Raw genomic sequence first — 19,569 nt, 5'->3', positions numbered from 1 at the left:
CTTACAATAATTCGAAAGCCATCTCCAGATTGACCTTTACGCCTGTGCCACGCTCATAGCAGACCCCAAGGTTGTTCATTGCCTTGGTGTCACCCTCGTAAGCCTTCTCACGATACGAGTCTGCCTTGTTTCGTTCTTTTGGCATGGCTATTCTCCTAAATAATGTTGCAAAATTAGTCAATTCTGATAAATTCTGAGGATTAATGAGTAATTTTGTGGCTGTTTTTGAGAATAATTAAGGTATGTCGGAGCAGCAGCGGACATATATTGCCATCGATCTGAAGTCGTTTTACGCTTCAGTGGAGTGTGTGGACAGAGGGTTTGACCCGCTGACCACCAATCTCGTGGTAGCAGATGTAAGCCGGACGGAGAAAACCATCTGCCTGGCTGTTTCTCCTTCGCTCAAAGCTTATGGCATCGGAGGACGTGCGCGACTGTTCGAGGTGGTTCAGAGAGTGCGCGAGGTGAACAACGAGCGCAAGAGATCTGCCGGGTGGAGGATGACAGGCAAATCCTACAATGGCCCGGAACTGAAAGCCAATCCAAGTCTCGAACTCGACTATATCGCTGCACCGCCACGTATGGCTCACTATATGGAAGTGAGCACCAAGGTCTATGAGACCTACTTGAAATACATTGCTCCAGAGGATATTCATGTCTATAGCATCGACGAGGTGTTTATGGATGTGACAGCCTATCTGAGAACCTATAAGTTGTCGGCGCATGAACTAGCCATGAAGATGATCCGCGACGTGCTGGCCACTACGGGCATCACAGCTACGGCTGGCATCGGCACAAACATGTATCTGGCAAAGGTGGCAATGGACATTGTAGCCAAGAAAGCACCTGCCGACAAAGACGGAGTGCGTATCGCAGAACTAGATGAAATGTCGTATCGACGTGAGTTGTGGGACTACCAGCCTATCACGAAGTTCTGGCGTGTAGGCAGAGGCATAGCAGAGAAACTGGCTGTCTATGGTATTGACACGATGGGTAAGTTGGCCAGGATGTCTGTACAGAACGAAGGATTGCTTTACCGGCTCTTTGGCGTGAATGCCGAACTGCTGATAGACCATGCTTGGGGATGGGAACCGTGTACGATGGAGTCTGTAAAGGCATATCGTCCTGAGACCAACTCCTTCAGTAGCGGACAGGTGCTGCAGGAGCCTTACACATTCAAGAAAGCCCGTGTGGTGATACAGGAAATGGCAGAAGGAATGGCACTCGATCTCGTATCGAAGCGCCTGATGACTGACCAGCTGGTGCTGACCGTAGGTTATGATGCAGAATGTCTGACACGACCAGAAATTCGTGAGAAATATGACGGTGAGATTACTGCCAATTATTACGGGAAGGATGTGCCAAAACATGCTCACGGCACGTTCAATTTCGAGAAACCCACATCATCCTCGCGCCTTATCATGGAAGGTGCTTCAGAGTTGTTTGACAGCCATGTGAATCCAGATTTGCTGATTCGCAGGCTGAACCTGACAACGAACCATGTGGTATCGGAGGCATCGGTATTTGCACAGGCCAATGCTCCCCAGCAACTTGATCTCTTCACTGATTACGAAGCATTAGAGAAACAGCGTCAGGAGGAGCAAGCAAAGCTGGACAAAGAACGCCGAATGCAGGAAGCACAGTTGAAAATCAAACAGCGTTTCGGCAAGAATGCCATCCTTAGAGGTCTGAACTTTGAGGAAGGTGCCACGGCCAAGGAACGCAACGAGCAAATAGGAGGACACAAGGCATGACCCACGACTACGACGATATCATCAATCTGCCTCACTATGAGCCAAAGCATCACCCGAGGATGTCAATGTGGAACCGTGCAGCCCAGTTTGCTCCCTTTGCCGCATTGACAGGCTATGATGCTGCAATTCGAGAGTCTGGGCGCTTTACAGATGACTGGGTAGGTTTGAGTGAATCCGGCAATGAGGAAATGAATCGAAAAATGGAATTAATTGTTTCCATATTGCCAGAGCATCCATCTGTGACCATCGAGTATTTCGTGCCAGACGAACATAAGGCAGGAGGTTCCTATCAGTCTTATACCGGTAATGTGAAACGCATCGACGAGTATGAAAAGTGCATCGAGTTTACTGATGGGAAGAAAGTCCCACTTGATGTCATAAGAGAGATAAAGATTGAGTGATCGACAGTCTGACGTATGGCTGTGATTCGTACTTTGTTCATTCCATTCGTCCCCATTTCATTTCTTCACCCTGCTTGTCATACTGTTTACGCTTACCAGTAGGAGGTGCTGTAAGAGTTATCTTAACTACTGCCGTTCTTTCTAAACTACGCTGGATTGCATCATCAAAGGCATCCATATGTTTGGGGAGAAAACGCAGACATATTGCCCTCAGAGCCTCTATCTTCTCTTCTCTATCTGATACGATTTCTGCATTTCCAACTGCCATCGCTGATTTATATTGGAGTGAAAAACTTCCGTCCTTTGGGCCAACGGTAGGAGTGCATCTGGTGACTGCCGACAATGCAACAATCGGGTTAGCTGTTATACAGTCCAGTTTTTCTCCTTCCATAGCACAATGGAAGTAGAAAGTCTTATCGTCTGTACGTACCAATGACAAGGGTACACCATAAGGGCTACCATCTGGCCGTGTAAAACTGACGGTGACATACGGAGCCTTATCCAGCACCTCAAAAGCGAAGGTGGCATCCATTTCTCTGCTTGATTTCCTCATATTCGTTTATTTTATCGGGTCTGAACAATAATCTCTACGGCCACAGTCCTTGCAGCATTTATGCTTGAGCTTGCGAACTTCCTTGTAGTGGCTCTCGTCTGCTATGTACTTGATGAAGCTCATTTCCGCCCGGCTTTGCCGCTTGGCTCGTCCAAGAACTGTTTGCCGTCAGAGAAAGCATTACCAACAGTCTTTCCCAACTGTATGTAAGTATGATGTACCGGGTCGAATGTGATAAGTTCCATTTTCTCTACATCTGGTTTCCCATCTTCTGCCAGATACCTTTCATCGCAGAGAATGTTCACGATTTCAGCTATGAGGTAGTAGCCTGTCTCACTCTCGTCAATTTTCTGCTTTACACGGCATTCAAGCGTCATAGGGAACTCCTTGAATACAGGGGCATTCACATTGGGAGCCTTCTCGATAGTCCAACCTGTTTTCTGCATCTTGTCAGGGGTGTTCCTGCCACTAGCGATGCCCACATAGTCGGACGCTACTAAAGTGTCAGCTGTTGCGAATGTAAGAGTAAACTCAGGATTAACGGCAAGGTTGTCCGTCGTCTGATGTGAACCAAGTGAGATCATAATCTCATGCATATCCCACTGACCTCCCCAAGCGGCATTCATAGCGTTGGGTTTACCTTCTTTGTCGTAAGTGCCGATAATCAGCACTGGTTGTGGCAGTAGCCACGCTGTTGACTTAAAACTCTTCATATTATTTGTTTTATAATACTCTTTTGCCCTAAATTCATTTAAATATGGTGGCAAAGATGGTGCAAATCGAATGCAGAAAGCTTGCTTTTTGCTGAGATGCAGCCCATTTTCGCCGCTCGAACTTGTTCGCTTTTCATAAAAAAAAGAACTTTTGTTGCAAAATTACCAATAATCAGCGTAAAATCGCTATCTTTGCCATCAGTTTTAACAAAAGTTGAATCTCGGCACATGGCAGGGCATCTACTTCTGCGAGCATCGCAATTTCTTGTATCTCTCACCGACGAAACCAGTTCCTATTTCGCCTGAAATGAGATCGAAATGTTGGAATACCGGCGGTGTTGGAGACAGGTCGTAATAGTCCATCTCTGCTATTGGCAGACAGAAATATTCCATCTGGTCATAGCTCGTATAAAGACGAGACAGCACGGGATTATTGTCATATATCCATCGCTTCACATCATCCTCGACGTTGAAGTTCACCATACCAGAACATCTAACGGAAATATTATCTGCGTAGGCCAGTATCTCAACATTGGGATTCTGGCGTAACTCCCGATAGACAGTCTTCTTAGCAGAAGTGGCGAAGTAGAGCACATGCCCTTCCTGCTTCATAATCTGGAAGATGCGCAACTTAGGCAAATTGCCCTCGCTGGTAGCGAAGGCAATCTCTTTGTGGTCTTTCAGAAACTGAATTGCTTTGTCGAACATCTCGCTTACCATTTCAGTTCTTCCTGCAGAATTACACCATCAGTCATGGGACTGTCAGCCTCGGTGAAGGCATTGGCCTTGTACTGGATGCAGAGCATAGTCAGGTTCTCGCTGCCCGTGTTCTTCAGCGCACGCTTGCCATCGGGAGCGACACGGATGATGGTGCCCTCGCTGACGGGGAATACCTCACCATCCACCTGATACTGGCCTTCACCCTTCAGGATAATGTAAAGTTCCTCGTGAGTCTTGTGGGTGTGCAGGAAACCGCTGTCCTGACCAGGAACGAGTGTCTGGAAACTCAGTTCGCTGCCAGTTGCACCTACGGCCTGACCTGCAAATACTTTGCCCTGAATGGTTACGTTCGGTCCCATGGGGAGCACGTGCTCGATAATCTCACTCATCTTACCTACGCTTACTGCGCTGAAGTTCTTTCCACTCTTAATTGTTTCAATCTGTTTCATAATTCTTATTCGTTTAAAATGTTATTTGTTCGTTTTGACGCTGCAAAGGTACAGCGAAAAAATCATTCCCACAAGAAGGCACTTTTTGGTGAGATAGTTACCAAAAAGTAGGAATTGTGATGTTATCGGGCTTCTGCGAAAGTGGCGTTAACTTAGATTAACTAAGTATAATGATGTTACTTGGTAACTTTTTGCTACCTTTGCTGAGTAAACTCAGCGAGAACAGGCTGCACCTCAGCAATTCGAGCGAGCTCGATTGCATTCGGTTTGCACTGTCCTTGCGGCAAAATCAATAGTTATGGCAGATATCAAAGCTGAATATTTAGCCTGTCCTATCAGGCAAGTAGTGAGTCGTTTCGGTGACAAGTGGTCTATGCTGGTGCTCTATATGCTTCACACCAGCGAAAGGCAACGGGTAGGCGACCAAGGGTCGGGAATGACGGGTATATTGCGCTTTAATGAGATCCGTCGTCTGATGACGGACTGTTCCCAGAAGATGCTCTCGCAGACGCTGAAGAATCTGGAGCAGAGCCACCTGGTACATCGTGAGGTCTATCCGGAGGTCCCTCCCCGAGTGGAGTATTCCCTGACAGAGACAGGCAAATCGCTGATGCCAGCGCTCACGGCTCTGATAGCTTGGGGCAAGGAACATTTCAATGAAGTGGTAACCGATTGAAGGAATCCGTGCCAGAATGACAATCGCTGAAGTCAAACTGGCACGGATTTAAACTCGCTAAACTATGCTGACAATCCATTAAACTCAGTTAAGCATTCTTATGTTTCCTCGCCAGATATTCTATTGCCAATACAGGCCATAGAGGCACTTTGCGTATGTTTGTTCTGACAGCGGGAATATCACACAACAGGAAGACAGACGCCAGAAGCAGGGCAAACCAGATGACGTAAGCATACACCTGTTTAATAGCTACGAGCATCATAGAATGCAAATAACTATTGCCCATGAACGCCCCGAAATCAAATTGTGAGAGGTCGAGGTTTGTGAGTGTCAGCTGACGACCATAGTTCATCATGTCCTCATTCAGGAAATGCGAGAAAATGGTGGTATAGAAACCATAACCCATAGCACCCCCAAGATACATGTGCGGGATGTTGAACACGAACAGTCCCATAAAGAACATCTCAAGACTGGGTACCGACTCGTCCAAAGCCCACATCAGGGTTGGTGCAAGAACGCCATAACCAAAGCCGCGGAGCATGATTGACAGTTGGTATTGCTCGATGTTCACCGCCATACTTACCGTGGAATACATCAGCAAGGCGTAAGCGCTGATGGACAGAAAAGCGATGCCTATCAGTTTCCATACCTTCCACTTCTGAACCTTTAGCCAGTAGAGGTCGAACGCTATACCCAGGAACATGCCTGGCAATGCCCACATATATTGACTCTCCTTGGTGAGTTCTTCCAATCCAACGACCTCTGTGTAGAGTATCTCCTCCAGTGTATGCTCGGCACCGAAAGCCAGTTCTGCCAATATGGTGACGATGAGTATGGGTACCACGTTGCGGCATTTCAACAGTCGCAGCTCGACGTATGGATAGCGATTGTGAATCAGTCGGTAGAGGGTGAGTCCTGCAAAGATGAGTGCAAAAGCTCCCACCATTCTGATATGCCGGTTTGCGAACCACCTGTAGTGATCGCCATAGACAAAGATGTACGAGAACAGAAGCATTGTGACGCAGATGAGTAAAGCGCCCTGCCAGTCGGTCCCCTTCAGCGAGAACCTGTTGGGCATAGGACAGAACGGACGACACAGCACTATCTGTGACAGCAACACAAACGACATGGTGCCCACAGTAAAAGCGTGCATCATCTGCCATGTAAAATGATGCCCCATCCAAGCAGCAAGCCAGCCACCGCCTTCAATGGCTGTGAGAAGTATGATGTGGAGCACAGGGAAGAATACGGCGAAGTCGCGCCTTGGCGTAATCCACAACTGGATGTTGCTCATACACTCGAATGTTCCTTGAATCTTGGCAATTCCTGCAATGAAGCATGTCACAACGAGTACAGGCATCGACTGACTATGCATCGTGATAACGTTGCAGATGCCCATCACGATGGCCGAAGTACATAGCAACTGCTGATTGGTGAAGCGAAACTTCATCCTGAACAACATAGGGAACCACATAGCCATGCCCGCAAGCGTGGCATAGAGCAGGAACATCACATCCTCTATCATGAAGTTGGTGGTGCCACGAATCTCGTCGAGAGCACCCAGATATATACCTCCCGAGAATTGGAAGCACAGAGCCGTAAGGACGTAAATCCAAGGCTGCAACTTGCGAGGCACCCACCCTTTCATCATCGGCATAGCGAAACCCATGCCTGCTGGTGGCGGTGGTGCTTTCATCAAAAACTCAGTCAGCTTTCCCATTACTCCTCGACCTTACAAACCACGTTATAACCACCGTGCAGCTTCTGCAGTTCATCGTTGACATCAATCTTCACACGCACCGTCACACGCTGCTCCACCTTGACGAAATTGCCGGTGGCATTGTCGATAGGCACCAGCGAGAACGCACTGCCTGTGGCATCGCTGATACGCTCAACCACACCTGTATATTCCACATCGGGAACAGCATCGGCAGTAAAACTTACTTTATTGCCAACCTTGATATTGGGCATTTGCGACTCCTGATAGTTGGCCTCCACCCATTTCTCATGTTTGTCAACGATGCTCACCATTGTCTGACCGGGATTAACCAGCTGCCCCACATGAATATCCTTGCTACCCACCACACCATCGCAAGTGGCAATGATGTAGCAATACGAGAGGTTCAGGCGGGCAATCTCCACCTGGGCACGTGCCAGCTCGATGGCTGCCTCGGAGGCCGAGAGATGATGTCCTTGCTCTGCCACAACGGCCGTCTGTGTGTTGCGCGAACGAAGTGCCTGCTCATATCCGGCCTTGGCGCTCAGATACCCCGTGTGGACATTGTCATACTGCTGCTGTGTAACGGCATCCTGTTCCAGAAGTTTCTGAAAACGCGCATCCTCTCTCTTTGCATTCTCCATCTGCACACGAGCAGCTTCAATGCCTGCTTCGGTCACGCCGATACTGGTCTTAGTGGTATGGATACTGCTTGCTGTACCCTGCGAACCGCGCTCAGCACGGGTCAAATCGGCTTCTGCCTGAGCCAGACGAAGCCGGAACTCGGCATCCTCAATGACAACAAGCGTATCGCCCTTCTTCACCTCCTGAAATTCAGTAAAGCGCACCTCGCGTATAAAGCCCTGCACGCGGCAATTCTGGGGTACGATATTCTGGCACACACGGGCATTATCCGTCACCTCGCCACCACCGAAATGCATAAACTGACTGGCAGCATAAACAGCGCCGCCTACGATACAAAGTATCACAATCGCATTATAAATATAAGTCGTAATCTTATTCTTTTCCATTTTTATAGTGTATTTGTTATATATTTAAGTTTAAAATAATTGTAAAGCATGTTGATGCGGGCATTAACCAAAGCCATATCGGCAGAAAGTTTCATGTTCGAGGCATCAAGCATGTCGGTGAGCAAGGCCAGGTCGTTGTCGTAACGATTCCTCACCACGGTGTAGTTCTGATTGGCCAGTTCAACCTGTTTCTCCTGTGTGCTCACCTCTACTGAACTGGTCAGCAGATTGGTATAGCAGGCCTGTACACCATTCTCTACGCCTTCACGAGCCAACTGCACTCGTTCATCTGCTTGAATGTTTTCATGCTTCGCCTTACGGATAGCATGCTTGTTCTTCCAGAGACTTGACAGATTGTATTTCACACCAATGCCAACAAACCACACGTTGACATTGGCATTCTTTGGAATCAGGTCGGAGGTGTATGGACCAGCCAGGTTGTTCTCGGCAACCACAGCCACCGATGGCAGTGAAGCCGCACGCGTGTTTCTGATTTTCTGTTCCGACAACTCTGTGGCCAGCGAAGCCTGACGAATGCCAAAGTTGTTTTCAGCTGCAGTCTGTTGCCACTCGCCTTCAGAGGTGAGTGTTTTGAGTGCCCTACTCTCCTGCTCTAACGACTGCGTATCCACATCGAAATCCTCACCCTCAGGCAGATGGATGGCTGTGCTTATCTGATGACGGATAATCTTCTGTGCATCATCAAGCTGTGTCTTTGTAAGCAGAAGACTTTGCAGTTGCAGTTCGTATCGTGTGATGTCGTTCTTCAACACCGTTCCCTGTTCGCGGCGCGCCTTCATCTGTTCTATGACCTTCTCTGTCAGTTCTATGTTTTTCGCTATCACCTGCAGTTGGTTCTGCAGTTTGTAGAGGTCAAGATAATAACCGGTAAGCAAGAAGCGCACCTCCTGGCGATTCTTCTCCACATCAAGCTCAGCCAACTGGCGTCCCAGCTTTGCCATTTCAATGCCTGAGCTGATGGCCCCACCAGTATAGATCACCTGACTTGCCTGAGCGGTGAAGCTGTTGCCCCAATGTGGTGTGGGCTGTTTGCCATTCTGCACCTGCTGAGGCCCCAATCCCGGAACAATATACTCCGTGGTGCCACTGGTAGAGAAACCTCTTGACATCAGGAATGCATTGCCCGTGTAAGAGCCTTGCACACCGAATTCAACACTTGGCAGCATGGCAGATTTAGCCGATGCCACCCCTTCTTCTGCAGCCTTCAATGCCGCTTCGCTCACCTTAATGCGCTGATTCTGACGGTCAGCCAGGTCAAAAAGCGACTGAAGACTCATCTTGTGCTGTGCATACGTAGGTACACAGCAACCTGCTCCGACGATCATCGAGACTGTCAGAGCACAAAAATACTTGCGACTACTCATTAAAAAGAATTTTTTTCTCTTATAATTCATTACTCGTACTAAAATATTCCTTCCCTCGGAAATACGAATAATGAACCTTCATGGTTCGGACAAACCTCCCGTTTGCCACAATGCGCTACAAACCTCTCGGATTAGGGAACAAATCCAGAGAAGAATTTCGAGCACTATTAATTACGAAATCCTAAAAACGGCTGCAAAGGTACAAAAAAAACATTAAACACAATACACTTTTCATCTTAAAAAATCGAAAAAGTGATGCTCTGTAGCGTTCGCGAAATCAACTTTTTTTATTCATCGGGCCAGGGGGCGAAGGGGAGTTCTAGCTCTATCCATTGGGGACCTTTTTGTGGTGTTGAAGTGACCAGATTGGACACTCCCAAGCCTAACAAACGGATGGGATGCGAGTGAAACTCTACTCCTTGCATCAGTTGTTTGGCCAATGGCAGAATATCATCTTTTGTGCAAAGAACATGATCCACAGTCATGCTGCGGGTGATTTGTTTAAAATCCAGGAATTTAACCTTAAGCGTCAACGTACGCCCCTCAAAATCGTTCTTTTCGATACGGCGCACCAGCTCCATCACCGTTTGATATAGGTGGATGGTAACAGCAGCATTCTCGCTGATGTCCGTCTCAAAAGTCTGTTCGCAGCTCACACTTTTCCGCTCCCACTCACTGATTACAGGACGGGTATCAATACCTCGCGCAAAGTCGTAAAACACCTGCCCCATCTTACCAAAGTCCTGAGTCAATCGTGCCAGCGACGTGTTCCTCAGATCCATACCCGTAAAAATGCCCATACGGTGCATCTTCTCAGCCGTTTTCTGACCTACACCCCAAATCTTCTCCACCTTCAGCTGGGCAATAAAGTCGAGCGCCCTGTCGGGGTGAATCACCGTCAGTCCATCAGGTTTGCGCCAGTCAGAGGCAATCTTAGCCAGAAACTTACAGTAGCTTACACCTGCCGAAGCCGTCAGTCCGGTAGTCTCACGTATGCGCTGCTTTATTTCGCGTGCGATATCCACACCCAGTTCTATCCCCCGCTTATTCTCCGTTACATCCAGAAAAGCCTCGTCCAGCGATATCGGCTCAATCAGGTCGGTATAATCGTGAAATATCTCGTGTAGCTGCATCGACACCTCTTTATAACGCTGATAATGCGGCTCAACGATGATTAGTTGCGGACACAGACGCTTAGCCAACTGTATAGATTGCGCCGAATGCACCCCGAACCGTCGGGCCTCATAGCTTGCAGTCGACACCACGCCACGTTCGGCATCGTGCCCCACCGCTATCGGCTTGCCCTTCAGTTCCGGATTATCGCGCTGCTCTACAGCCGCGAAAAACTGGTCCATATCCACATGAATAATCTTCATTCCTACTCAGTTACCGTTGAATCTGTATCAACATTCTTAATCAGCTCGCTCACCATGCTACCTACGGCAAACACGATTACAAACATAATAAATGCACCTTCCATAACAATAATCATTTTTTAGTTCGACAATCAAGTTATCGGGTGCAAAATAAACCGGATGGTGTCCCAAAAGTTGGGACACCTCTCTGAATTTTAATATCTTTTAAGCGTTTCCTCTATCATTTTACGTATTTTCACACGAATTTCCTGTGGTTCCAGCACTTCTATGCCATCGCTGTGGCGCAGCAACTCGCCCAAAAAGTCGGATGTTGGTCGGATATCGAACGCAAAATCCGTATAATCGGGTGTCGATTCCAACTCTCGCTGCGAGTGGTGCAAGGGCAACGTGCGCAGATAGTTCGGCATCCACTTATGGGCTCGCACCACCACGTGTGCCATTGGCGTATTATCCGTCAGCACACCATAATATTCAGCAAAATACTCCTGCGGCGAGAAATTGGCGGGCATCTCAAAAGTCTCGTCGGTTATTTCCATCATCGTCATGCGATCCAGGGCGTATATACGCATCTGCTCCTCATCGTTAAGTGCCAACAAGTACCAGCGCTGGTGAAACAACTTCAAGGCATAGGGACAAACCAGCTTCTCGTACCCCTCAGCCTCAAACTTCTTATAGCCCATACGCAGGCGACGATTCGTGTGGATGGCTCGGATAATCACGTCGAGATATTCCTCGCCAGCAGGTGCATTTTCAAGCACCAATCTATCCTTCACAGCAGCGCTATCAGCCAGCACGCCATGCACAGTAAGCGTGGAGAACAGCCAACTTTCTACAGCACCATCGCTCAGAGCCTCCATGTTACTGATGTAGTACTTATACGTTTTCGGCTCGCAATCGATAATGATGCCAAACATAGCCAGGATGGAGTCGCGATGGCGGTTAAACGTCGAACGCTGCAACGGGTTGCCGTCGATTACGCCATCATCCATCCACTTCAGGTTCAGTTCGCCCAGGGTCAACTTATGATAGGCCCTAAGCGTATTAATAATCCAGATGTACTGGTAAAATATCTGAGCTGGTTTCATGCCTGCAAAGATACGAAAAAGTCGAGAGCAGAACAAAAGATTTTCAATCTTTTTTATGCCGAGCGTGAGTATCTTCGCGATTTCTATCGCAAAGATACGAAAAAAGCCGAAAGCAAAAAAACTTTCGGCTCTATTTTTTAAGCATTTATGAATAACACTGGTCATGAAATAAAAAAGGCTCACCCTGAGCGCGCTGTTCTATGGGAAGCGGGGTGAGCTTGTTGAATTGATGACTACCGAAAGAGAGTGGCGCCGGCACCCTGTTTGACCATTGTGGGAACTTGACTGGCGGGCACTGCCGAATACTGATAAGGCACCGAAACAGTAGCGCCAACAGAGGATGGGACGCTGGTTGCTTCGGCTATATAGTTATCAGCCGCCCAAGTTACAGCCACAGCATCGTTCTGACTGTAATATTTGGCAACGCCCTTGTCGAAATAGTTACCCTCTATCAGGAATTCCGAGTTCTTACGTGGATTGATGCCATTATAGGCCGTGGTGCTGCTAAAATAATTATTCAGCATGTGAATCTTACCAACACGGGCCATAGGCATACGTCCTTGACAACCCACACCCCACCAGTTGAAGGCGAAAGTGGTGTTCAGGAAACCTGTTGCTTCGTTGTCGTTGCTACCAATGAGATTGGAGTTCTGGTGCATATACGAACGATTGGTATAACTGAAGGTGCACCAACTAACAGTATGGAAGTCGGACGACTTCGTGATATCAAAGTTATCGTCTAATCCATCAGTAAACTCACAATGATCTACCCAACAATTCTTAGTGCCTGTGCATGAAAGAAGGTCGGTGCCGCCAACATCAACAGCCCCAGGGCCAACGAATTTCAGATTGCGGATAATGATGTTCTGGCAGTTATTAAGGGTGAAAATACCAGCCTGACGATAGTTTTCGCTTTTATCGCCTGTCATCTCAATCAGTATCTTACGTGTGTTGTATTCAGCCTGCTCTTTTACCTCAGTGCCGTTTACTAACACTCCTCCCCCATCGCTGGTACTCATGCTGGGCACACCAGCATCGTTCAGGGCTTTTTTCATTTCATCGGTCAAATCCCACTGGGTGCAGAGACGGGCATTGTTGATGCCAAGCAGCGTCTTGCCCGAAACGGTTACTTTGATAGTAGATGACACGATAAAGTCGCCATTCGAGCCATCGAAGATAATCACTTTGTTCTTACTGTTCTTGATGGCACTTTCGATAGCAGCTTTCATGTCCCGACCATCAGATGTCAATACTACCACACCTGTAGCACTTTCTGGTACAGGGTAGGAATAATAGCCGCCGCCCGTGATATGATAGGTTTGGGTAGCGTCGGTACGTGAAGACAGGGCGCAAAAGCCAAAGGGCAGATCCTGTTGGTTCTGTTCTTCATTCTCAGTAGGTTCGTCGATGGTGCTGTCGGAAACGTTACCAGAAGCCGACGAACAGGCAATCAATACATTTGCTGCCATGCAGCAGATTAGCATCATTAATAGTTTATTTCTCATTGTTTTAATATTATTACATCACGCTATCCATCAGGTAAACGATGGCACAACAAATGGCAGCCACGGGAAAGAGTCCCAAACGGCGCCATGCTGCGATAATGCCTACAAGGAGGGCCACAATACCTGAGAGAGGCGAGATGGTGGTTTGTATCATACTGGGGAAGGTCATGACGGCCAGCGTGACATAAGGTACATAATACAGGAAACTGCGCACAAAGCGGTTGTTTATTTCGCCTTTGATGAGCAACATGGGCACCACACGGATCAGGTTGGTGGTGATGATGGCCAGCAGGATGCAGATAATGATACTACGATTATCCATAAGCCTCCTCCTTGACATCAACAGGTTTCAACCAGGCTGCAACAGCCGAGATAAGGATGGTGAGCACGATGGTGCGGGTGCCACTACTCCAGCCACTCACTACAGGAGCTACAGCGCAGAGACCACTGAGCACAAAACTGGCCACCACTGCATACAGCACATTACGATCGGCACGCGCAGGGGGCATGATAATGGCCAGGAACATGCCGTAAAGGGCCACACTCAAAGCGGCTACGATGTTAGCAGGCAGCATGCCGCCAGCCACAATGCCAGCCGCACAGCCCGACGCCCAGAACAGCGTAGAGATAAGGGCTGCGGAATAGGTATAAGCGGGCGGGCAGTAAGGTTGACGGGCGATGGAGATGCCGAAAATCTCGTCGGTTACGCAGCTGGCCATCAGCACACGATGCAACCACGAGGTGCCAGGGGCGATTTTCTGTGAGAGTGCGGCACTCATCAACATATATCGCAGATTAACCACCAAACACATGGCTACAATCTCAGCATAGGCGGCCTGGGCAGCCACCAACGTATAAACACCATACTCGCCAGCAGAGGCACGGGTAAAGAAACTACTAACAAAACCGATAACAGCCGACAAGCCTGCCTGCTTGGCAATGATGCCCAGCGAGAAAGCAACGGCAAAATAGCCTAAGGCTATGGGGATACCGTCGCGAAAGCCTTGCATGATTTCTTTACGACGCATAACAGTTTCGGGGTGCAAAAATACGCTTTTAGATTTAAACCACCAAACAAAATGATGATAATAGTGCGCCAAAAGCCAAATTTTTAGTAACTTTGCACCCAAAATTTGAGCATATGAAAGTTAAGATTGAAACTACATTGGGCGATATCATCGTTCGCCTGTACGACGAGACTCCTATCCACCGCGACAACTTTGTAAAACTGGTAAAAGAGGGGTATTATGATGGCACCTTGTTCCATCGTGTGATTAAGGACTTTATGATTCAGGGTGGCGATCCCGACTCGAAGGGAGCGCCCGCCGGCAAGATGCTGGGCGTGGGCGGTCCTGACTACACACTGGAGGCAGAGATTAAGGACAACCTGTACCATAAGCGTGGTGCGCTGGCTGCAGCACGTCAGGGCGACGAGGTTAACCCCGAGCGCCGTAGCAGCGGCTCGCAGTTCTACATTGTATGGGGACAGGTGTATAAGGAGAATCAGCTGAACCAGCTGGGTAAGCAGATACGTATGCAGAAGGTGCAGGATGCGTTTAACGACCTGGCCAAAGCCCGTCGCGAAGAAATTATGCAGATGCGCCGCGAGCGCAACCGTGCAGGATTGCAGGAGCTGCAGGACCAGCTGATAGCCGAAGCTGAGAACAAGGTTGGCAAGCAGGGACTGACCGACCAGCAGATGCAGCTGTACTCTACCGTAGGCGGTACACCCCATCTTGACGGACAGTACACCGTGTTTGGCGAGGTTGAGGAAGGATTAAACGTGGTAGAGCAGATTCAGAACACAGCTACAGGCCGTGCCGATCGCCCTACCAACGATATTGATATGCGTATGACCATCATCGATTGATGATGGCCGTACGCCTTAAAAAACTAATCTTTCAGTGAATAAGTGATCGTAGTTACCACGCGCAGTTTCTTGATGTAAGGCGTGTTCTGATCGCGATCCTCGATCTCAAACTGACCCTGTCCGGCTGTTTGAATCTGTCCCAACTCGCTATTGCTGGCCTCGGCAAACTGTACGGCGGTTTTCTGCGCATTCTTAATGGCTTCGGCCATCATCTCGGGCTTCATCTGCTGGAACGAGGCATACTCGTACTGCGGATTGCTGTTCTCGATAGCCACACCCTGCTTCAGTAGTTCGGCCTGCTTAAAGATGGCCTTATTAACCTCGGTTACCTTGTTGGTGGCCACCGTAATGGTGGTGTTAACAATGTAGCGGAAGTTCTTCTGGTTGTCGCCCCACTCGCGTGCCTCCAGGTCGCTGATGGTAGGCGGATTAACCGTTATCTCCTTCTCTTCGAGTCCGTTCTGGGTCAGGAACTTCTTAATCTTGTTGGTTTGCAGGTTAATGTTCTCGTACAGCAGGGGCAGGTCGTTACCAGTAACCTTGGTGCCAATGCTCCATGTAACCTTATCGGCAGGCACCTCGCGCTCGGCTAGGCCCTTAACCGTTACCTTACGATCCTTGTTGGCAAAGTTATCAATACCAGCCTTGATAAACACGCCCAAAAGCACGATACCTATAGCTATCAGTGCCGATGCAATCAGTCGATTCTCTTTCATACGCTTTCATGTTTTGATTGATTCAACGGTGCAAAGATGCGAAATTTTTCGATACGACGGATAGGAAAATCCCTATTTCTTTGAGGAATTTACGAAAAAGTTGTACCTTTGTGGCCAGAAACTTGAAACTTTAACGCAGGATGAAGAATCTGTTGACACGAAAATACCCCTTTGGGCAAAGCAAACACTGGTTGAGAGACAGTGTGATATATGGTGTGATTATCTGGGCCATACTCTACTTACTGCAGCCGTTCGGATTCAGTCAGTATCAGGGCAACAAATGCCTGGTGGCAGCCGCTTTCGGCTTGGTAACGATGGTGTGCTACATAGTGTATGGCTACACGGTGATGCAAAATTTACCCAAACTGGTTAAAACCCTGCGCGTATGGCACGATGCTGCAGCGGTGTTAGGACTGATTCTGTTTATTGCTATCGGCAATTTCATGCTGTTGGTATTGTTGTTCAGCGTGCCCTTCAGTGCGGGTGTGTTCCTGCAGTTTCTGTGGTGGACGCTGATTATAGGTGCCGCCATCACAGCCATATCGGTAGGTATAGAGTACAACCGCTATCTGAAGCACCAGATGGAGGCGCTGCTGAGCAACACCACCGAGGAACAGCGCGACATTACCATCACGATACACGATCAGAACGTGCGTGGCAACGATCTGGAGCTGCCCATTAATAACCTATTATATATTGAGGCGCAGAAAAACAATATTGCCGTGTGCTACCTGCGCGACGACAAGCCCACCACCGTTGAGCTGCACACCACCCTATCGACAGCCATCGACGAGTTGCGACAGTACGAGAACATCTTTCAGTGCCACCGATCGTTTGTGGTAAACGTGAATAATATCACCCAGGCCAAGGGCAACAGCAACGGTTACCAGCTGCGCCTTACAAACAGCTATACCACCATACCTGTATCGCGCCAATACGTGCCCCGACTGAAGGATTTTATTGCTTAGTCATTCGTCCTCGAAACGCGTCATTCGTCAGCGCAGCTAGCTTTCCGTCAGTAGTTTTAGCTGATGGTCAGCAAAATTTGGAACTATGAAAAACGTGCCGTACATTTGCGGCATGAAACAGAAGTTTGCACATATCATCATCGGTTTGCTCTGGGCCTGCAACCTGGCCGCACAAACCACCGTAACGGGAACAGTAACCGACGGCCGCACACCCCTGCCCGCCGCCAATGTATTTATTGTAGGTACGATAGACGGATGCCTGACCGATACCTTAGGTAGATTCAGTTTTAAGACCACCCAGACGGGCGAGGTAACGCTGAAGGTGACCTATATGGGTTACGACGACTATACCCGCACCGCCCCTGTAAGCACGCTGAAGGATATAGATGTACGCCTACAAGAACGTGCCACAGCCATCAACGAGGTGGTGGTAACAGCCAGCACCTATAGTTTTGGCAAGAGCGACGGTTTTAAAACGATGGACGCGCTGGATGTAGTGATGAGCGGCAACTCGTGTGGCGACGTGGTAGCTGCCCTGCAGTCGCTGCCCGGCACCCAGAAGGTGGGCGAAGACGGTAAACTATACGTACGTGGCGGAGAGAGCGACGAGTGCCAGACGTTTGTGAACGGCATGCACGTGCTGGTGCCCTACAGTACCAATACCGAGAATACTGCCGTGCGTGGTAGGTTTTCGCCATTCCTGTTTAAGGGTATCAATTTTACCTTAGGTGGCTACAACGGCGAATACGGACAGGCGCTGAGTGCCGTGCTTCCGATGGAGACTACCGATATGGCTACCAGCGACAAACTGGGCGTAAGTGCCTCGCTGGTGGATTGGAATATAGGCGGTACCAAAGCGTTTACCAACAGTGCTCTGTCGTTTAACGCCACCTATACCAGCATGGCCCTTTACGACCGATTGTTTACCCAGCGCCAGGACTTTACCCGACCCTATCGCAAGCTTTCGGGCGAGGCACAATATAAAAAGGAATATACCTGTGGCGGCGTGCTGAAATCGTATGTGGGTTACAACCTGACTTCGGTAGGCCTGCACGAGGACGATCGCCATCTGAGTCTGAAAGAGCACAACATCTATGCCAACCTGACTTACAAGGCGCCTATCGCCCGCGGCACCACGCTGTTTGTAGGCGTAGCCAACTCGAGTGTTTGGAATCATATCGATGATGCCGTAAGCGCTGGCGACCACTACCGCAACCATCGCAACGAGATACACCTGAAGACCGAACTGCGCAAGGTGGTGAACGATCGCCTGAAGCTATCTACAGGTATTGAAGACTACCTGCGCCACAGCACGCTGGACTTCATGCCTTATCAGTACACACTTGATTACAACATATTTGGTGCCCATGCCGATGCCCAGTTGCGCGTAATGCCTAAGGTATTTGTGAACCTATCCGCCCGTGCCGAACTGATGCGCACCCGCTGGCAGCTGATGCCACGCGCCACCCTGAGCTATATACCCAACAAGCAGTGGCAGGTATCGCTGGTGGCAGGCCGGTACAGTCAGACACCTAACGACGACCAGCTGGCCCAGAGCAACAACACGTTACCCCAGAGCACAGCTAATCACGTGATACTGAGCATGCAGTACAAGGGTGCATCGAGTCTGCTGCGTATCGAGCCTTATCTAAAGCGCTATCGCCATCTGCCCCGAATACCGCAGGGCGAGTGGCTGGCTGATGGCTATGGCACCAGCAGGGGTGTGGATGTGTTCGTTGAGGACCATTCTATCAGTCCACGCCTCGTTACCACCCTCGCCTACTCGCTGAACGATTCAGAGCGTCTGTATCAGGATTATACCGAGCTAAGCACACCCAGCTTTGCCTCGCGCCACAACCTGCGCCTTTCAGCCAAATACAGCATCGGCAAGTGCATCTTTGGTATCAGCGAGAGCTATGCCACAGGGCGACACTTTGCCCAGGGCACCACCCCGCATTACAACAGCGTAGATGTAAACCTGACGTATCTTCTCAGTCCAAAGGTGATTATCTACACCTCGCTCAATAACGTGTTGGGCCGCACCAACATCCATCGTTACGATGCCAACGGAAAGGGCATCATATCTAATCGCGACAGATTTTTCTATGTAACCATTTTAGTTTCACTTAAAAATAATAAAGCTTATGACATCAGTAATTTTTAAGCACGTAGTTGCTACAGTAGTGTTAGTTTTTGCAAGTGTGATTAACCTGTATGCCCAGCAGGCACAGCAGCCATCGGCCGATGAGATGCTGAACCAGATTGGCATGCTGAAGCGCCTGGAGGCCATGCAGCCCGACAGCGTGGCACCTAAGTACAAATTGGCGCTGGCCAGTTTGAATTTCGCCATCACCAACCCGCATGCCGCCCAGGCTGAACCGATGCTGGCACAGGCCGAACAGACCATCAATCAGATGGCACAGATGAAGGGAGCCGACCAGTCGGATCTGTGCACCCTGCGTGGTTTCCTGTACATGACGCGTATTGTGCAGAACCCAGCGCAGAACGGACAGAAGTACTATCTGGATGTGCTGCAGAACTTCGAGAAAGCACTCAAATTAAATCCCCACAACCTACTGGCCGCACAGTTACAAGCCAAGTTTGTTGAGGGGATGAAACAAGCCACCGCGCAATAAACAGCGCAGCCGCA

The 19,569-nt window shown here is 49.1% G+C and carries 21 protein-coding genes; 7 read left to right on the top strand and 14 right to left on the bottom strand.

Annotated elements, in window-relative coordinates; all coding sequences use genetic code 11:
- Position 1: 1 nt before the first annotated feature.
- Complete coding sequence (locus T499_RS14720) at positions 2 to 145, bottom strand: sel1 repeat family protein (protein WP_143010939.1); 144 nt, start codon at positions 143 to 145, stop codon at positions 2 to 4.
- Positions 146 to 242: 97 nt separating this feature from the next.
- Here T499_RS14720 and T499_RS0112160 point away from each other — a divergent pair, with 97 nt between their 5' ends.
- Both T499_RS0112160 and T499_RS0112155 read left to right on the top strand, forming a co-directional pair.
- Complete coding sequence (locus T499_RS0112160; protein WP_033151205.1) at positions 243 to 1,754, top strand: Y-family DNA polymerase; 1,512 nt, start codon at positions 243 to 245, stop codon at positions 1,752 to 1,754.
- A complete protein-coding gene (locus T499_RS0112155; RefSeq protein WP_033151204.1) occupies positions 1,751 to 2,155 on the top strand; it encodes a YolD-like family protein in 405 nt (134 codons plus the stop codon). The genes T499_RS0112160 and T499_RS0112155 overlap by 4 nt, the downstream gene beginning before the upstream one ends.
- A 37-nt stretch (positions 2,156 to 2,192) precedes the next feature.
- On the opposite strand, the gene T499_RS0112150 is transcribed toward T499_RS0112155, so the two are convergent.
- The 4 genes from T499_RS0112150 to T499_RS0112130 all read right to left on the bottom strand — a co-directional run bounded on the left by T499_RS0112150 (position 2,193) and on the right by T499_RS0112130 (position 4,590).
- Positions 2,193 to 2,708 carry a pyridoxamine 5'-phosphate oxidase family protein gene (locus T499_RS0112150; protein WP_033151203.1) on the bottom strand — a complete coding sequence of 172 codons (516 nt, stop codon included), beginning with the start codon at positions 2,706 to 2,708 and terminating at the stop codon, positions 2,193 to 2,195.
- A gap of 119 nt (positions 2,709 to 2,827) precedes the next feature.
- Positions 2,828 to 3,421 (bottom strand): flavin reductase family protein, encoded by a 594-nt coding sequence (locus T499_RS0112145; protein ID WP_052173738.1) that lies wholly within the window; start codon positions 3,419 to 3,421, stop codon positions 2,828 to 2,830.
- 240 nt (positions 3,422 to 3,661) lie between these two features.
- Positions 3,662 to 4,129 (bottom strand): pyridoxamine 5'-phosphate oxidase family protein, encoded by a 468-nt coding sequence (locus T499_RS0112135; protein WP_033151282.1) that lies wholly within the window; start codon positions 4,127 to 4,129, stop codon positions 3,662 to 3,664.
- Between the two features lie 5 nt (positions 4,130 to 4,134).
- Positions 4,135 to 4,590 carry a cupin domain-containing protein gene (locus T499_RS0112130; RefSeq protein ID WP_033151201.1) on the bottom strand — a complete coding sequence of 152 codons (456 nt, stop codon included), beginning with the start codon at positions 4,588 to 4,590 and terminating at the stop codon, positions 4,135 to 4,137.
- A gap of 298 nt (positions 4,591 to 4,888) precedes the next feature.
- Between T499_RS0112130 and T499_RS0112125 the strand changes: the two genes are divergently transcribed.
- Positions 4,889 to 5,266 carry a winged helix-turn-helix transcriptional regulator gene (locus T499_RS0112125; RefSeq protein ID WP_033151200.1) on the top strand — a complete coding sequence of 126 codons (378 nt, stop codon included), beginning with the start codon at positions 4,889 to 4,891 and terminating at the stop codon, positions 5,264 to 5,266.
- An 88-nt stretch (positions 5,267 to 5,354) separates the two neighbouring features.
- Here the strand turns inward: T499_RS0112125 and T499_RS0112120 are convergent, their stop codons facing one another.
- The 8 genes from T499_RS0112120 to T499_RS0112085 all read right to left on the bottom strand — a co-directional run bounded on the left by T499_RS0112120 (position 5,355) and on the right by T499_RS0112085 (position 14,393).
- On the bottom strand, positions 5,355 to 6,986 hold the full coding sequence (locus T499_RS0112120; protein ID WP_033151199.1) for a hypothetical protein: 1,632 nt from the start codon (positions 6,984 to 6,986) through the stop codon (positions 5,355 to 5,357).
- Positions 6,986 to 8,014 (bottom strand): HlyD family secretion protein, encoded by a 1,029-nt coding sequence (locus tag T499_RS0112115; RefSeq protein WP_033151198.1) that lies wholly within the window; start codon positions 8,012 to 8,014, stop codon positions 6,986 to 6,988. Before T499_RS0112115 ends, T499_RS0112120 begins: the two co-directional genes overlap by 1 nt.
- A gap of 2 nt (positions 8,015 to 8,016) precedes the next feature.
- Positions 8,017 to 9,399 carry a TolC family protein gene (locus T499_RS0112110; protein ID WP_052173715.1) on the bottom strand — a complete coding sequence of 461 codons (1,383 nt, stop codon included), beginning with the start codon at positions 9,397 to 9,399 and terminating at the stop codon, positions 8,017 to 8,019.
- Positions 9,400 to 9,686: 287 nt separating this feature from the next.
- On the bottom strand, positions 9,687 to 10,775 hold the full coding sequence (gene dinB, locus T499_RS0112105; RefSeq protein WP_033151197.1) for a DNA polymerase IV: 1,089 nt from the start codon (positions 10,773 to 10,775) through the stop codon (positions 9,687 to 9,689).
- A 194-nt stretch (positions 10,776 to 10,969) separates the two neighbouring features.
- Entirely contained in the window at positions 10,970 to 11,860 is an 891-nt protein-coding gene (locus tag T499_RS0112100) for a helix-turn-helix transcriptional regulator (protein ID WP_033151196.1), read from the bottom strand.
- A 233-nt stretch (positions 11,861 to 12,093) separates the two neighbouring features.
- Positions 12,094 to 13,365 (bottom strand): pectate lyase family protein, encoded by a 1,272-nt coding sequence (locus T499_RS14325; RefSeq protein WP_084163147.1) that lies wholly within the window; start codon positions 13,363 to 13,365, stop codon positions 12,094 to 12,096.
- Positions 13,366 to 13,378: 13 nt separating this feature from the next.
- The gene (locus T499_RS0112090; RefSeq protein WP_013064808.1) at positions 13,379 to 13,687 is read right to left on the bottom strand and encodes an AzlD domain-containing protein; all 309 of its coding nucleotides are present in this window, start codon (positions 13,685 to 13,687) and stop codon (positions 13,379 to 13,381) included.
- Positions 13,680 to 14,393, bottom strand: a complete 714-nt coding sequence (locus tag T499_RS0112085) for an AzlC family ABC transporter permease (RefSeq protein ID WP_033151195.1) — start codon at positions 14,391 to 14,393, stop codon at positions 13,680 to 13,682. Before T499_RS0112085 ends, T499_RS0112090 begins: the two co-directional genes overlap by 8 nt.
- Before the next feature lie 113 nt (positions 14,394 to 14,506).
- Here T499_RS0112085 and T499_RS0112080 point away from each other — a divergent pair, with 113 nt between their 5' ends.
- The gene (locus tag T499_RS0112080; RefSeq protein WP_013065474.1) at positions 14,507 to 15,235 is read left to right on the top strand and encodes a peptidylprolyl isomerase; all 729 of its coding nucleotides are present in this window, start codon (positions 14,507 to 14,509) and stop codon (positions 15,233 to 15,235) included.
- A gap of 23 nt (positions 15,236 to 15,258) precedes the next feature.
- On the opposite strand, the gene T499_RS0112075 is transcribed toward T499_RS0112080, so the two are convergent.
- Positions 15,259 to 15,951, bottom strand: coding sequence for an SIMPL domain-containing protein (locus T499_RS0112075; RefSeq protein ID WP_013064955.1), 693 nt, complete (start codon positions 15,949 to 15,951; stop codon positions 15,259 to 15,261).
- Positions 15,952 to 16,091: 140 nt separating this feature from the next.
- Here T499_RS0112075 and T499_RS13950 point away from each other — a divergent pair, with 140 nt between their 5' ends.
- The 3 genes from T499_RS13950 (at position 16,092) to T499_RS0112060 (ending at position 19,555) form a co-directional block, all read left to right on the top strand.
- Positions 16,092 to 16,919 (top strand): LytTR family DNA-binding domain-containing protein, encoded by an 828-nt coding sequence (locus tag T499_RS13950; protein WP_052173712.1) that lies wholly within the window; start codon positions 16,092 to 16,094, stop codon positions 16,917 to 16,919.
- A 112-nt stretch (positions 16,920 to 17,031) separates the two neighbouring features.
- Complete coding sequence (locus tag T499_RS0112065) at positions 17,032 to 19,083, top strand: TonB-dependent receptor (protein ID WP_033151194.1); 2,052 nt, start codon at positions 17,032 to 17,034, stop codon at positions 19,081 to 19,083.
- Positions 19,064 to 19,555, top strand: coding sequence for a hypothetical protein (locus T499_RS0112060; protein WP_013063834.1), 492 nt, complete (start codon positions 19,064 to 19,066; stop codon positions 19,553 to 19,555). Before T499_RS0112065 ends, T499_RS0112060 begins: the two co-directional genes overlap by 20 nt.
- The last annotated feature ends 14 nt before the right edge of the window (positions 19,556 to 19,569 follow it).

Origin of the sequence: Prevotella sp. RM4 (assembly GCF_000701965.1) — a bacterium.
Taxonomy (GTDB): Bacteria; Bacteroidota; Bacteroidia; order Bacteroidales; family Bacteroidaceae; genus Prevotella; species Prevotella ruminicola.
This window is presented reverse-complemented; position numbering and strand designations above follow the sequence as displayed.

Bases quoted from the DNA above. Each gene is read 5' to 3' on its own strand.
- T499_RS0112125 (WP_033151200.1), top strand. From the start codon at position 4,889: ATGGCAGATATCAAAGCTGAATATTTAGCCTGTCCTATCAGGCAAGTA.
- T499_RS0112155 (WP_033151204.1), top strand. From the start codon at position 1,751: ATGACCCACGACTACGACGATATCATCAATCTGCCTCACTATGAGCCA.
- T499_RS0112135 (WP_033151282.1), bottom strand. From the start codon at position 4,129: ATGTTCGACAAAGCAATTCAGTTTCTGAAAGACCACAAAGAGATTGCC.
- dinB (WP_033151197.1), bottom strand. From the start codon at position 10,775: ATGAAGATTATTCATGTGGATATGGACCAGTTTTTCGCGGCTGTAGAG.
- T499_RS14720 (WP_143010939.1), bottom strand. From the start codon at position 145: ATGCCAAAAGAACGAAACAAGGCAGACTCGTATCGTGAGAAGGCTTAC.
- T499_RS0112160 (WP_033151205.1), top strand. From the start codon at position 243: ATGTCGGAGCAGCAGCGGACATATATTGCCATCGATCTGAAGTCGTTT.
- T499_RS0112145 (WP_052173738.1), bottom strand. From the start codon at position 3,421: ATGAAGAGTTTTAAGTCAACAGCGTGGCTACTGCCACAACCAGTGCTG.
- T499_RS0112100 (WP_033151196.1), bottom strand. From the start codon at position 11,860: ATGAAACCAGCTCAGATATTTTACCAGTACATCTGGATTATTAATACG.
- T499_RS0112060 (WP_013063834.1), top strand. From the start codon at position 19,064: ATGACATCAGTAATTTTTAAGCACGTAGTTGCTACAGTAGTGTTAGTT.
- T499_RS0112075 (WP_013064955.1), bottom strand. From the start codon at position 15,951: ATGAAAGAGAATCGACTGATTGCATCGGCACTGATAGCTATAGGTATC.
- T499_RS0112080 (WP_013065474.1), top strand. From the start codon at position 14,507: ATGAAAGTTAAGATTGAAACTACATTGGGCGATATCATCGTTCGCCTG.
- T499_RS0112115 (WP_033151198.1), bottom strand. From the start codon at position 8,014: ATGGAAAAGAATAAGATTACGACTTATATTTATAATGCGATTGTGATA.
- T499_RS0112150 (WP_033151203.1), bottom strand. From the start codon at position 2,708: ATGAGGAAATCAAGCAGAGAAATGGATGCCACCTTCGCTTTTGAGGTG.
- T499_RS14325 (WP_084163147.1), bottom strand. From the start codon at position 13,365: ATGAGAAATAAACTATTAATGATGCTAATCTGCTGCATGGCAGCAAAT.
- T499_RS0112085 (WP_033151195.1), bottom strand. From the start codon at position 14,393: ATGCGTCGTAAAGAAATCATGCAAGGCTTTCGCGACGGTATCCCCATA.
- T499_RS0112090 (WP_013064808.1), bottom strand. From the start codon at position 13,687: ATGGATAATCGTAGTATCATTATCTGCATCCTGCTGGCCATCATCACC.
- T499_RS0112120 (WP_033151199.1), bottom strand. From the start codon at position 6,986: ATGGGAAAGCTGACTGAGTTTTTGATGAAAGCACCACCGCCACCAGCA.
- T499_RS0112065 (WP_033151194.1), top strand. From the start codon at position 17,032: ATGAAACAGAAGTTTGCACATATCATCATCGGTTTGCTCTGGGCCTGC.
- T499_RS0112130 (WP_033151201.1), bottom strand. From the start codon at position 4,590: ATGAAACAGATTGAAACAATTAAGAGTGGAAAGAACTTCAGCGCAGTA.
- T499_RS13950 (WP_052173712.1), top strand. From the start codon at position 16,092: ATGAAGAATCTGTTGACACGAAAATACCCCTTTGGGCAAAGCAAACAC.
- T499_RS0112110 (WP_052173715.1), bottom strand. From the start codon at position 9,399: ATGAGTAGTCGCAAGTATTTTTGTGCTCTGACAGTCTCGATGATCGTC.